10 protein-coding genes are annotated in these 14528 nt (G+C 32.0%); 1 reads left to right on the top strand and 9 read right to left on the bottom strand.

Features of this window, described 5'->3' with window-relative positions:
* Nucleotides 1-308 precede the first annotated feature (308 nt).
* From gap to ACM591_RS06960, 8 genes are all read right to left on the bottom strand, one after another.
* Nucleotides 309-1334 carry a type I glyceraldehyde-3-phosphate dehydrogenase gene (gene gap / locus ACM591_RS06995; protein ID WP_029377079.1) on the bottom strand — a complete coding sequence of 342 codons (1026 nt, stop codon included), beginning with the start codon at nt 1332-1334 and terminating at the stop codon, nt 309-311.
* Between the two features lie 281 nt (nt 1335-1615).
* Nucleotides 1616-2236: a dephospho-CoA kinase gene (coaE, locus tag ACM591_RS06990; protein ID WP_029377078.1), complete on the bottom strand. Its 621-nt coding sequence runs from the start codon at nt 2234-2236 to the stop codon at nt 1616-1618.
* Between the two features lie 15 nt (nt 2237-2251).
* Nucleotides 2252-3124: a bifunctional DNA-formamidopyrimidine glycosylase/DNA-(apurinic or apyrimidinic site) lyase gene (gene mutM, locus ACM591_RS06985; protein ID WP_029377077.1), complete on the bottom strand. Its 873-nt coding sequence runs from the start codon at nt 3122-3124 to the stop codon at nt 2252-2254.
* 15 nt (nt 3125-3139) lie between these two features.
* The gene (gene polA, locus ACM591_RS06980; RefSeq protein ID WP_029377076.1) at nt 3140-5770 is read right to left on the bottom strand and encodes a DNA polymerase I; all 2631 of its coding nucleotides are present in this window, start codon (nt 5768-5770) and stop codon (nt 3140-3142) included.
* Between the two features lie 420 nt (nt 5771-6190).
* Complete coding sequence (gene pnpS, locus ACM591_RS06975; protein WP_058625548.1) at nt 6191-7879, bottom strand: two-component system histidine kinase PnpS; 1689 nt, start codon at nt 7877-7879, stop codon at nt 6191-6193.
* Nucleotides 7879-8589 (bottom strand): response regulator transcription factor, encoded by a 711-nt coding sequence (locus ACM591_RS06970; RefSeq protein ID WP_029377074.1) that lies wholly within the window; start codon nt 8587-8589, stop codon nt 7879-7881. The genes pnpS and ACM591_RS06970 overlap by 1 nt, the downstream gene beginning before the upstream one ends.
* Nucleotides 8590-9078: 489 nt before the next feature.
* Nucleotides 9079-10344: an NADP-dependent isocitrate dehydrogenase gene (gene icd / locus ACM591_RS06965; protein ID WP_029377073.1), complete on the bottom strand. Its 1266-nt coding sequence runs from the start codon at nt 10342-10344 to the stop codon at nt 9079-9081.
* Nucleotides 10345-10457: 113 nt separating this feature from the next.
* Nucleotides 10458-11576 (bottom strand): citrate synthase, encoded by a 1119-nt coding sequence (locus ACM591_RS06960; RefSeq protein ID WP_029377072.1) that lies wholly within the window; start codon nt 11574-11576, stop codon nt 10458-10460.
* Nucleotides 11577-11929: 353 nt separating this feature from the next.
* Here ACM591_RS06960 and ACM591_RS06955 point away from each other — a divergent pair, with 353 nt between their 5' ends.
* A complete protein-coding gene (locus ACM591_RS06955) occupies nt 11930-13291 on the top strand; it encodes an amino acid permease (RefSeq protein WP_029377071.1) in 1362 nt (453 codons plus the stop codon).
* Between the two features lie 94 nt (nt 13292-13385).
* Here the strand turns inward: ACM591_RS06955 and ACM591_RS06950 are convergent.
* A protein-coding gene (locus tag ACM591_RS06950; protein WP_107539410.1) for an IS3 family transposase occupies nt 13386-14527 on the bottom strand; the annotation gives its coding sequence in 2 pieces (ribosomal slippage) (nt 13386-14257 and nt 14257-14527; 1143 coding nt in all).
* Nucleotide 14528 lies beyond the last annotated feature (1 nt).

The following is a 14528-nucleotide window of genomic DNA, read 5'->3' as shown; positions in this document are numbered from 1 at the left end:
ATTTATGATTATCTTTTATTATACTATAAATATACATGTCACAAAAGAATCGCTATTACACATTTTAGCATACAGGAATTAATACTAAATTATTTCAAAAAACTCCCTATACTTTTTATCTGATGACGATTACTATTATAAAATGCCCGCTCTCATTACGCCAAATGTTTTATATACCTATCACTTCATCATTATATTATTAAGATTAATAAAACTCCTTCTAAGACAGTGTAATTGAATACACCCTGGCTTAGAAGGAGTTCTTAAATTTGTATAATCATATTTTTATTGTTTGTATAAATTTATTTTTAGTACGTTACTGCTGCAACATCACTTTTAAGTAATTGACCAATTTGAACAGCAACATCCACTACTCTATTCGAATAACCCCATTCATTATCGTACCAAGCAATTACTTTCACTTTATTATCACCCATAACCATTGTACTTTGTGTATCGATGATAGCTGAATGTGGATTAGTATTGAAATCCATTGATACTAATGGTGCATCTTCAGTAGATATAACACCTTCTAAATCATTGTCTTTAAACGCTTGATTAACTTGTTCCGCCGTTACATCTGTATCTAAATCTACAACTAAGTCTACTAAAGATACATTTTTCGTTGGTACTCTTAGAGCCATACCATGTAATTTACCTTCTAATTCAGGCAAGACTTCTTTTAACGCTTTTGCAGCACCTGTAGAAGTTGGGATAATGCTTTCATTACAAGAGCGTGCACGTCTTAAATCTTTATGAGGGTTGTCGATGTTATTCTGATCATTAGTAATAGCATGAACAGTAGTCATTAATCCATTTTGAATACCAAATTCTTCATTTAAGACTTTAGCGACTGGTCCAATGCAATTAGTTGTGCATGAAGCGTTACTAAAGATATCGTATTGCTCTATGTCTAATTGATCATTATTCACACCCTTGACGATCATTTGCACATCGCCACCTTTAGACGGTCCTGTTAACAATACTTTTTTAGCACCTGCATGAATATGCGCGATTGCTTTATCTCCGTGATTAAATTTACCTGTTGCCTCTATTGCTATATCAACGTCCAACGCTTCCCAGGGTAAATTTTCCGGGTTTCTATCAGATACCAATTGAATTACATGGTCATTTACTTTAATACCTGCTTCCGTCGGCTCTACTTTTAAGTCAAAAGCACCATGTGTTGTGTCATAGTTAATTAGGTGAGCAATTGTTTCAGGTGGGTAGCTCGCATTTATCGCTACTACATTCAAATCTTTATTATTGAGCGCAATTCTCAATACCATTCTGCCTATTCTACCCATTCCATTAATTGCAATATTTGTCGTCATTCGAAGCACCCCTCGTCTTAGTGTTATACTTTATGGAAATAGTATAACATAAATTCGTTTTTAAGAAAGCGTTTTCTTAAACAAATGTAAAACTTTTCTAATTTAACTAATCTATACCTTTAGTAATACAAATACATACAATTTAATTTTAATTTCCTTCTTTAAAATCCCAGATGTAACAAGAAATTCTTCGCATTATATATTGTTATATAATTTATGTTTTTTTATAAAAAAGCCATCCAATTTTCATAAAGAAAACTAGATGGCTTTTTACAATTCTATTATTGCGCTTCTTCAGTGTCGCTCTCAATGTAACCTTCTTCAAACAACAAATTTTCTAAGTTTTGTTTAAGTTCTAATTTGGTATCTCTGTTATCTATGACATGATCTGCCATTCTACGTTTTTTATCAATTGATATTTGACTATATACACGTGCTTTCGCTTCTTCCATCGATAAGTCATTACGTTCCATCAATCGATCTATTTGGATACTTTCAGAGGTGTACACTAACCACACTTCGTCTACTGTTTCTTGTAAATCATTTTCAAATAGCAACGGAATATCCATAATCACATTATAACCTTGCTCGAGATATTCTTCCTTTTCTTTTTCCATTATATCACGAACAATTGGATGAACGATTTCATTTAAAATCAATCTTTTTTCTGGTTGATTAAAAATAACTTCACCAACATACGATCTATTCATATTCCCGTCTTCATCTATTGCTTCATCGCCAAACACCTCTTTGACGCGTGCTAGTCCTTCAGTCCCTTTTTCTACAGCTTGTCGAGATGCAATATCTGCATCTACAACTTTAAATCCGTGCGCTGTTAAAAGCTCTGATACGGTTGATTTACCTGATGCGATACCACCAGTTAGTCCTATAACTTTTGGCATATTCTCACTCTTCCTTTATTTTTGGCAAGTAGGGCAGTAATGACTGTTTCTAGTTGCAATTACTTGAGTTTCTATGTCACTTCCACAAACCTTACAAACCTTTTGTTTATAAACATTAAGATGTAGTTGCATCGTTCCGGTACTACCATCTGCATGACGGTAGTCGGAGATGCTCGTTCCACCATATTTTATACCCGATTCTAACACATCTCGAACATAATAAAACAATATGTCGCGCTCTTGACTATTTAAAGATTTAGATAATCGAGCTGGATGTATACCTGCTCTAAATAGTGCTTCACACGCATAAATGTTACCGCATCCTGAAATCACTCTATGATCTAAAATCATTTGTTTAATAGGCTTATTTTGATACATCTTTTTATCAAACCAAGCTAAATAATGACTCTTTGCATCTTTCTCAAAAGGTTCTGGCGCAATTTCTAAAAATGAAGGATACGCCTGAAAATCAGGTACATTCCTAATTTCTCCAAATCGTCTAATATCTGAATAAACTAGCAATTTATCATTATCTAATTTAAATATAACATGCCAATGCTTTCTATAATTCGGCACACTAATATCTTCTATTTTATCAACTACAAAGAATCCACCAGCCATACCTAAATGACTGATAAGTATTCTCTCCTCTTTACCTTTTTCAAGGTAAAACACAATATATTTACTACGGCGTTCAATCTCTTTAATCACATATTGTTCCGTGAATTTTTGGAATGTATCTAATGCCATACCTTTAATTATGGTTTCACGTTGGCTTGCCTTACCTTCTTTAACTTTCTCGGAAAAGATAACAGATTCAATTTTTTGGCCGGTAGCAAACGGTTGTATACCTCTTTTTACATGTTCTACTTCTGGGAGTTCAGGCATTTAAGTACCTTCTTTCTATTTTGCGTCATACCATGTAGCGCCATAATTAGATTCTACTTTTAATGGAACATCTAGTTCAAGGGCGTTATCCATGATATCTTCTATAAATTCACTGAATGCTTCCACTTCATCTTTCGGTAATTCAAAAATCAATTCATCGTGTACTTGCAATAATAATTTTGCGTGAAAATCTGTATTCTTAATTTCTTTGTCAAAGTTAACCATAGCTAATTTAATTATATCAGCAGCACTACCTTGAATGGGCGTATTCATTGCAGTTCTCTCAGCAAATCCACGCAAATTGAAATTTCTACTTGTTATATCTGGAATATATCTACGACGATGTAACAAGGTTTCTACATAGCCTTGTGCTTTACAGTCTTTGACGATATCCTCCATATATTGTTTTACGCCAGGAAAACTATCTAAATAGTCATCAATAAATTGTTTAGCTTGTTTCCGTGTGATTCCTAAACTTTGGCTCAAACCATAATCACTAATACCATAAACAATACCAAAATTAACTGCTTTAGCTTGTCTACGCATCATACCGTCTACTTCATCAGGTTCTACACCAAATACTTTCATCGCTGTCGCCGTATGAATATCATCGTCATTTATAAATGCTTGTTTCATACTTTCATCTTGTGTGATATGAGCTAACACTCGGAGTTCTATTTGAGAGTAATCTGCAGAAAATATAACACTGTTCTCATCACTAGATTTAAATGCCTTTCTTATTTTTCTTCCTTCTTCTAAACGAACAGGGATGTTTTGTAAATTTGGATCGATAGACGATAATCTACCCGTTTGCGCTAATGTTTGATTAAACCTTGTATGGATACGGTTATCAGCACTTATTACCTTTTGTAAACCTTCAACATAAGTAGATTGTAACTTTGCAAGTTGTCTATACTCTAGTATATATTCAATAATTGGATGTTGTCCTTGTAATTGTTCAAGTACATCTACTGCAGTAGAATATCCTGTTTTTGTTTTCTTGATTACCGGTAATTTTAATGTTTCAAACAACACGACACCTAATTGCTTTGGAGAATTAATATTGAAAGATTCTCCTGCAGCTTGATAAATATTGTCAATCAATACATCTAATTTAGTTTGAATTTCTTTTTCCATTTCTTCTAAATCATTAGCAACCGTATAAATCCCTGTTTCTTCCATTTCACTTAATATCCGCGCTAGTGGTAGTTCTAAATTATCTAACAGGTTCGTCTGGTTATATTCGATTAATTGTTCTTGCATGATTGGTTTAACTTGATTAATTGCTTCTATCACTGTCGCAACATAATGATTCAAAACATCATCTTCAGGTAAATGTCTCTTTTTCCCCTTGCCATATACTTCAACACTTTGTTGAACATAGTGTTGACCGTAATTGCTAACTACAGAGTTCACATCGTCAATAGCTCGAGATGGGTCGATAATATAACTTGCAAGCATCACGTCAAAAATAATGTTTGAAATCGATATTTTCAATCTGTGCGCAACAATATATGTCTTTTTAGCATCATAAACATTTTTTTCTGTTGTGTCATCTTCTAACCAAGCTATAAGTTCAGGATAGTCATGAATATTTGCTGCATCAACAACAACATGGTGTTCATCTGCAAACAATGCAAATTTCAAAATATCATCTTTCAAATAATTGGAGCCATCTAATTCAAAATGTATAGTTGCAGAAGTTAAAGATTTAAAGTCAATGTTTTTAAAATCAGATTCTACATTTAATTCTTTCTCTTCAGCTGTAGAATGTGTGCCATCTACGTCTATTTGTTCAAGCAATTGCTTAAATTCTAATTTTTTAAACAAATCAATTTTAGCTGAAGTATCTGGATTTTCTGGCAACATTGTATCTTCAAGTGATACTTCAATAGGACTCGCACAATTAATAGTTGCAAGTTCTTTACTCATCAATGCATCATCTTTACTATTTTCTAGTTTTTCTTTCAATTTCTTACCAGAAACTTCATCCAAATGTTCATAAACATTTTCCACAGTTGAAAATTGTTTTAATAATTTAATTGCAGTTTTTTCACCAACTCCAGCTACACCTGGTATGTTATCTGATGCATCCCCCATCAAACCTTTCATATCTATGATTTGATTTGGAACTAAGCCGTCATACTTTTCCGCAATAAAGTCAGGTGTGTAATGATCAACGTCTGTCACACCTTTTTTAGTATAATAAATTGTAACATCATCCGTTGCCAATTGTGTTAAGTCTCTATCGCCTGTAACGATAATAGTCTCAAAGTGTGCGTTGTCAGCTTCTTTACTTAATGTCCCTATAATATCATCTGCTTCATAGTTTTCTAATTCATATCTCTTAATTTGATAAGTATCCAATAACTGTCTTACATAAGGAAATTGCTCAGTCAGCTCGGGTGGCGTTTTTTGACGCCCCCCTTTATACTCACTATATTTATCATGTCTAAATGTAGTCTTTCCTGCATCAAACGCAACAAGAAAATGTGTAGGCTGTTCTTCTTTGATTATTTTTTCTAGTAACATTGCAAATCCATACACAGCATTAGTGTGTATACCTGCTTTATTTTGTAATAGTGGTAAAGCATAAAAGGCTCTGAAGCTAAGGCTATTACCATCAATTAGAATTAATTTATTCACTATTTTAACCTCCAACACATATTTATTTAACATTTTAGCATAAATTACTAACTTACCTATATCGAAACTTTATTATATCTTATTTTGTAATCATCATTTTTATTGTAAGCATGAGATTGCTTTCAATTATCTTGAATGAGTCTCTTAATCCTATTTCTAGCTTAACATGTTTCCCCATTTTAAATATACGCTTAAAAATTCCAAAGTCACACAATTCCTCCCTCTTAAAAAGCATAAAAAACGACGCCGAATTTAAAATTCAGACGCCGATTTCTAACTCACGCATCTTACATAAAACCACAAACTAGTGTCAGTTCAGTGCACAGATACAATGCCTTCTTATATTTACTTAGATAAATACACATTATTGATAATAGTTATATTTATAACTCAATCATCAAATTCTTTTATTCACAAACATTATTTAAAAAAAGTAACTCTAAATGTCGAACCTTTACCAACTGTACTAAAGACATTAATTCTACCACCATGTGCTTCCATAATATGTTTAGTAATCGATAAACCAAGGCCAGTGCCACCTGAATCTCTACTTCTTGCTTTATCAACCCGATAAAAGCGTTCAAAAATATGCTTTTGGTCTTCCTGACTTATTCCAATTCCAAAATCTTGCACTTCCATGATGCGCTTCTGTTCGTCTTTATATACACGAATTATTACGTCACTATCTTCCTTAGAATAACTAATTGCATTTGATAATAAATTAAGCGCAACTTGAGATACTTTGTCTTGATTTGCATCAATAACAATATCAGAATCAATTTCATTTATTATAGTTATATTTTTGTCTTCCGCAATTTTTCGCATGTTCTTAATTGTTGTTTCTGCAATATCTGACAAACTCATGTACGCTGTTTCTATTTCAGTTTGTTGTTCTACATGCGAGAGATCTAATAAATCAAATACTAGAGTCTCTATACGATCAGATTCTTTAGAGATAATTTTTAAAAACTCATTGAGTGTTTGTTCATCATTTTTAGCACCATCTAATAAAGTTTCCGCAAAACCTTTAATTGACGTGATAGGTGTTTTTAATTCGTGCGATACATTAGCTACAAATTCACGTCTTAAATTCTCAAGTTTTTTAAGATTCGTTATATCATGTAAAACAATAACCATCCCATAAAGATTTTTTCTTGTTCTTGATAATATTGGAACACACGCCGTATCAAAATATTTCTCATGTACTTGATCTATAGTCAATTTGATTTGATCATAGATAGGCTTCTCAACCTTAAAAGCTTCAGTAATTAACTTTTGTAATTTAATATCTGTAAAATCAACATAACTTTTATGTTCGACAGCTTCATCTGGCGTAAACACATGATAAAACGATTTATTTGCTACAACAATTTCACCATATTTATCAATCATTAAGATCGAACTCGGGATATTTTCCACAGTAGTTTTCAACCTATTTGATTGTAACTTTTGCTTATGATTAAGCCTTTGCAACCTACGAGCTAGCTCATTAGTAGTTACAAATAATTCTCTTGTCTCTTTGACATTGCTTTCTGGTACTCTTACATGATAATAACCTTCAGCCAATAGATTTGTAGCGTAGGTCACCTCATTAATTGGTCTTATATAAGTCCGATTAATACTTCTTACAACTAAAAATATAATAACTAATACAAATAAACCAATAATCGCTATATATTTCCAGACTTCAATCTGTATTTCTAAAATCTCATTGTTTATACCACTAATTAAAACATCTTTATTATTTATAGATGTCTTAAAAGTGAATCTATGGTCTTCATCTTGCTTATCATAAGTCAATTTAGATGGAATAGCAGGATTATTTATATCATTATTAATTTGTGTCCCTTGTTTTGTCGAAAACAAGACATCGTTATTTTCTTTAATATATACTGTAAGTTCTTCACTTTTAGCGACATCTCTCATCTCATCTTCTTTATCATCGTTATAAAGATTAACAAAATGTTGAGCTTGATGTTCTAAATCGCCTTCTTGACCAGTTGTAATGGTATTATTAATTACATGTGTAATAATAGTACCCAATATTAAAAAACTAACAATAACGATGGTACATAATAAAAATAAAAGTCTTTGGTGAAACTTAAGCATTAGACTTTTGGTCTTTCCAATTTATACCCTAATCCACGAACTGTTTTAATGAGTTTAGGCTGTTTAGGGTTTTCTTCTAACTTATCTCTTAAATGACTAATATGTACGTCCACAATTCTCGAGTCTCCTGCGAATTCATAGTTCCAAACTGAATTTAACATATGCTCACGGGTAATCACTCTACCCTGTCTTTCAATAAGATATAATAATAATTCAAACTCTTTTGGAGTTAACTCTAGCAATTCATCTTCTCTATACACTTCGAAATATTCTGGTCTAATTCTTATTGATCCAATCAGTATATCGTCTTCATCATTTTCAACTGGTACTGCCTCATTGACAATTGCTGACCTTCTTAATATCGCCTTTACTCTTGCTACCACTTCTCTTGGTGAAAATGGTTTAGTCATGTAATCGTCTGCCCCTAACTCCAGACCTAAAACACGATCAAATTCATCATCTTTGGCAGTTAACATCAAAATAGGCACTAAGTTTTTATCAGAACGAATTGTTTTACAAACTTCTATACCATCTTTTTTGGGAAGCATGACATCTAACACAATCAATTCAGGATTTGTAGAGTTAACTTTTTCTAATGCATCTTCTCCATCATAAGCCACTTCTACTATGTATCCGGCTTGCTCTAAATTATATTTTAATAAGGTTACGATTGATTGTTCATCATCTACTACAAGTACTTTTTGTGACATAGTATACCTCCATAATTGTGTTTACAAATTAATTATAACTTATATTTTAATAAAAATAACATAGTTTAAAACTTTTTAACATAATCTTTACAATGGGTTTAATTCCTAACTACACCTATATATATGCGATTTTTGTAACATTAGTCCCTACAAAGAATCCAACAAATTTATTTGAATTATTATACCATTTTCATTACCCTTTATTAATAAAATCTTAACATTAAATTCATAATATGAACATTTATTCTATGATAGTCAAGTAAGAGTAAACTAACATCATGAAAAAATTACACTTTTACATTAAATCAAAGATTTTATTTATACTCGCTCTAGTCCTTTATTTTTTTAATTTAAACATAAAAGCATTTTAAAATTTTATTTGTTATATCTTGGATAACTATAAAAAAAGAAAAGCCCGAGACATTTAATCATGTCCCAGACTTATCTGTTGATTTTAATTCAAGGTAAATTACCTTTGATTATATATAATTATAGGTTTTTAATTAATTCATCTGCGAAGTCAGAAGTAGAAACTTCTTTTGCGCCATCCATTAAACGTGCGAAGTCATAAGTTACAACTTTAGAAGCAATCGTTTTTTCGATTGAACTTGTAATCTTATCAGCAGCTTCTTGCCAACCAAGATGTTCTAACATTAATACAGCACTTAATAATTCAGAAGATGGATTCACTTTGTTTAATCCAGCATATTTAGGCGCAGTACCATGTGTAGCTTCGAAAATGGCATGTCCAGTTTCATAGTTGATATTGGCACCAGGAGCAATACCAATTCCACCAACTTGTGCAGCTAATGCATCTGATACATAGTCACCATTTAAGTTCATAGTAGCTACTACATCGTGATCAGCTGGACGTGTTAAAATTTGTTGTAAGAAGATATCAGCAATTGAATCTTTTACAATAATTTTCCCTTCTTGTTCAGCTTTATCTTGCGCAGCATTTGCAGCGTCTTTACCTTCTTTTTCAACAATTTCATCATATTGTTGCCATGTAAATACTTTGTCTCCAAATTCATTATGTGCTAAATCATAACCCCATTGTTTGAAAGCACCTTCAGTAAATTTCATAATATTACCTTTATGTACTAAAGTTAATGATTTACGATTATTATCTATAGCATATTGAATAGAAGCGCGAACTAAACGCTCAGTACCTTCTTTAGAAACTGGTTTCACACCAATACCTGATGTTTCTGGGAATCTAATATTTTTAGCACCCATTTCGTCTTGTAAGAAGTCAATTAATTTTTTCGCTTCTGGAGTGCCTTCTTTAAATTCAATACCAGCATAGATATCTTCAGTATTTTCACGGAAAATTACCATATCTGTATCTTCAGGACGTTTTACAGGTGAAGGTACCCCTTGGAACCAACGCACTGGACGTAAGCAAGTGAATAAATCCAATTCCTGACGTAATGCAACATTTAGCGAACGAATACCGCCACCAATTGGTGTAGTTAATGGACCTTTAATTGCAATTAAATATTCTTCAATTGTTTCAAGTGTTGCTTTAGGTAACCATTCGCCAGTTTCATCATAAGCTTTTTGTCCAGCTAATACTTCTTTCCATTCGATTTTCTTTTCACCGTTATAAGCTTGTTCAACTGCAGCGTCAATTACGCGACTTGCTGCATTCCAGATATCAGGACCGATACCGTCGCCGATTATAAATGGAATGATTGGATTATTTGGTACTGTTAAACCTTCATTTGTTTTAACTACTTTTTCTCCTGCCATGTAAAAAAACCTCCGTCATTTTGAGTTCTATTTTAGTTGTACTAACCACTATCATACACGAATCAAAAATATTTTCAATTTTCATAAATTAAATTAATTATTTAATTATTTGTTTATCTTTTCTCGATTGGTTCATAAGTTCTGTTTGTTTCACCAATATATTGAGCTCTTGGACGCATAATTCTGTTATCTCTATATTGTTCTAAGATGTGTGCAATCCAACCAGATGTTCTACTCACTGCAAATATTGGAGTGAATAAATCATGCTCAATATTCATACTATGATATACAGTGGCACTAAAGAAATCGACATTTGCAATTAATCCTTTTTCAGCTTTCATTTTATCTGCAATTTTCACTGAAATATCAAATAATTGACTTTGGCCTGTTTCAGAAGTAATTTTTCTGCTCATCTCTTTTAAGTATTTAGCTCTTGGGTCACCATCTTTGTATACACGATGTCCAAAGCCCATAATTTTTTCTTTGTTTTTAATTTTGTTATCAATATATGCATCGACTTCATCAATAGATTTCACTTCAGATAACATGCTCATTACACGTTCATTTGCACCACCGTGAAGCGGTCCTTTTAATGAACCAACAGCTGCTACGATACCTGAATACATATCGGATAATGAGGATACTGCACATCTAGCTGTAAACGTTGATGCATTTAATTCATGATCTGCATGTAATACAAGTGCTTTATTAAATGCTTCAATTTCGATTTCAGAAGGTAGTTCTCCTCTTAACATATACAAGAAGTTACCTGCATAGTTTAAATCACTACTTGGTTTAATAATTTCTTTTCCTTCTCTAACACGTGCATAAGCCGTAACTAATGAAGCAATTTTGGCTTGAATACGTATAGCACGATCCAGTGTTTGGCTTTCATCTTCGTCTTCAGCATGCTCGTCAAAGTGAGCAATGTATGAAACTGAAGTTCTTAAAGCTGTCATTGGATGAACATTGCCTGTCGCGTATTCTTTAAAGTGGTTATACACTCTAGGATTCAAAGTCATATATTCAAAAAGCTTTTGTTTTAGGTTTTTTAATTCATCCTCATTCGGCAATCTATAATGCCATAATAAGAAGATAATTTCTTCAAATTCAGCATTCTGTGCTAAGTCATCAATATCATAACCAGCATAAGTTAATTGGCTATCGATAATAGAACTTACTTTTGTTTCAGATGCAATTACCCCTTCTAAACCTTTCTGTAACTCTGCCATATATAAATTCCCCTTTTCTATTTCATTATGAAATGGCTTTCACAACTCATTATATCCAATATTGACTCTTTTGTGAATATTTTGAGTATATTTTCTTACCAAATCAATATGAAATACTTATTTATTAATATGCCCTTTAAAACGCTTCTATCTCTTGCATTGTTATAAATTCATTTTAATATGGAAAGTGTCTCACTTCAATTTTTATAGCATTTTAATTGGTTATCATGATTAATAACAAATAATTAATGTATTATTATACTAAACGCTATAGACTCTGTTTAAAAAAATAGTTGTTTTATTTTATATTGCATAGCATAATAATAATTAACTAAATAAAGGAGTATAATTTTATGGCTAATCATGAATTACAAAGAGAACTAAGTAATCGTCACATCCAGCTAATTGCAATCGGGGGAGCAATTGGTACAGGACTATTTTTAGGAGCAGGTCAAACTATCGCGTTAACTGGCCCCTCTATTTTACTTACATATATCATAATTGGTTTTATGCTTTTTATGTTTATGCGTGGATTGGGAGAAATATTAGTAACAAACACGAATTTCAAATCATTTGCAGATGTCACCAATCATTATATTGGCCCATTTGCAGGTTTTGTAACAGGATGGACTTATTGGTTCTGTTGGATCATAACAGGTATGGCAGAAGTAACTGCTGTTGCAAAGTATGTTAGTTTTTGGTTTCCTAACATACCAAACTGGATAAGTGCATTATTTTGTGTACTTGTATTAATGTCACTCAATTTATTAAGTGCTAAACTATTTGGTGAGTTAGAGTTTTGGTTTGCACTTATTAAAATATTTACAATTATCGCTTTAATTATAGTTGGTGCAATTATGATTATTATGGCTTATGACACACAATTTGGTCATGCATCATTAACCAACCTATATAACAATGGCATATTCCCTAAAGGTATGAGCGGCTTCGTAATGTCTTTCCAAATGGCGTTATTCTCGTTTGTAGGTATTGAACTTATAGGAGTAACAGCTGGAGAAACGAAAGATCCTTCAAAGACATTACCTAAGGCTGTTAATAGTGTTCCTATTCGTATTTTAGTATTCTATGTAGGTGCATTAGCTGTTATTATGTCTATCATTCCATGGAATCAAATTAATCCTGAGGAAAGCCCGTTTGTGAGATTGTTTGCACTCATTGGTATACCTTTTGCAGCAGGAATCATAAATTTTGTAGTATTAACAGCTGCGGCTTCTTCTTGTAATAGTGGTATATTCTCAAATAGTCGTATGTTATTTGGGCTTTCAACACAAAATCAAGCTCCACCTTACTTTGAGAAAACGAATAAAAATGGTGTGCCACATATTGCAATATTTGTATCGTGTGCATTGCTTATGATTGCGGCGTTGTTAAACTATATTATTCCAAATGCAACACTTGTTTTCACATACATCACAACAGTTTCAACTGTATTATTTATCGTTGTTTGGGGCTTAATCACTGTAGCTTATATTAACTATCATCGTAGAAATCCTGAACTACATAAAAAAGCAACATTTAAATTGCCCGGCGGAAAATATATGGGATATGTTATTTTAGCTTTCTTCTTATTAGTTTTTTGTTTGTTATTTGTAAACACTGATACAAGAATAGCAGTATTTTTAACTCCAATCTGGTTTATCTTATTAACGCTTATGTATCTAAGATATAAGCAAGTGTCACGCAAGCAACAATAACCCATAATCAGTAATAACAGATAAATCATAAAAAACCGTTACCTCAATTGGGCACTGAACCCTTAGAATGGGAACTTAATAAAAACACTTTGTTCTAGGCTGCTAATTCCTTATATTTTATGGGAGCTAAGTAGCCTAGTTTTTGTTGAATTCGATTATTATTATAGTTTTTAATGTAATTTTCGACAATATCTATTACAATTTGGTTAGAGCTATTGAGCTCATTGTTTATGTAGAAAGCTTCACACTTTAGCGAGGAATGGAAACTTTCTATAGGGGCGTTATCAGCTGGTGTTCCCTTTCGGGACATACTTCTGATAATGCCTTTTTCTTTGCATAATTGATAGTAAGCGTACGAGGTGTAAACACTGCCTTGGTCACTATGTAGTATGCAATTCTCAGGTATATCTATTTGATTCAATGTATCATTTACTAAGCTTTGATCTTGTTTGTTATCTATTTTATACGCCACAATTTCTCCGTTATAAACATCCATAATTGAAGATAAATACAACATAGAGTTACCGAAAGGTAAATAAGTAATATCAGTTGTTAATACTTCCATTGGTTGGTTAGCTTTAAACTGTCTTTGTAATAAATTCTCTGTTTTATAATAAGGTTTGCCAATTTTTTTAGATTTTTTAGGCCTAACTCGGCAGTTCAGATTATACTCTCGCATGATTCGCTGAACTCTTTTATGATTAATTGATGCTGAATACAATTGATTAATCAACGCTGTAATTTTGCGATAACCGTAGGTGAAATTATTTTCTTCACATAATTCAATAATCTTTTGAGTCACTTTATCTTTTTCATTGTTCTTGTGTTTCCATCTATAGTATGTCGATTTAGGTATTTCTAAAACATCAAGTATCATTTTGATTGAATACTTATGCTTTAATTGATTAACTAATTCTACAATTACTTTTGGTACCACTTCCTTTCTAATTCCTTGTACTTTTTTAAAATATCTAATTCAATATCTTTTTTCTTATTATCTAACTTTAATTGTTCTATTTCTGATAATTCTTTCACTCCTTTGCCATAAGTATATTGCTTGCCTCTTTGTTGATAAAATCTATAAGTTTCACCATTTCGATACCATCGCCACCAAGTTTTTACCTGTGTGCTGTTTTTGATATTTAATACTTCCATAATTTCTTTTACAGTATATCCAGCTTCTTTCATTTCAATAGTCTTATATTTTGTTTCTATTGAATAAGACATTATTTTCATA

Source organism: Staphylococcus sp. Ze2 (genome assembly GCF_048568365.1).
GTDB classification, from domain to species: domain Bacteria; phylum Bacillota; class Bacilli; order Staphylococcales; family Staphylococcaceae; genus Staphylococcus; species Staphylococcus xylosus.
This window is presented reverse-complemented; position numbering and strand designations above follow the sequence as displayed.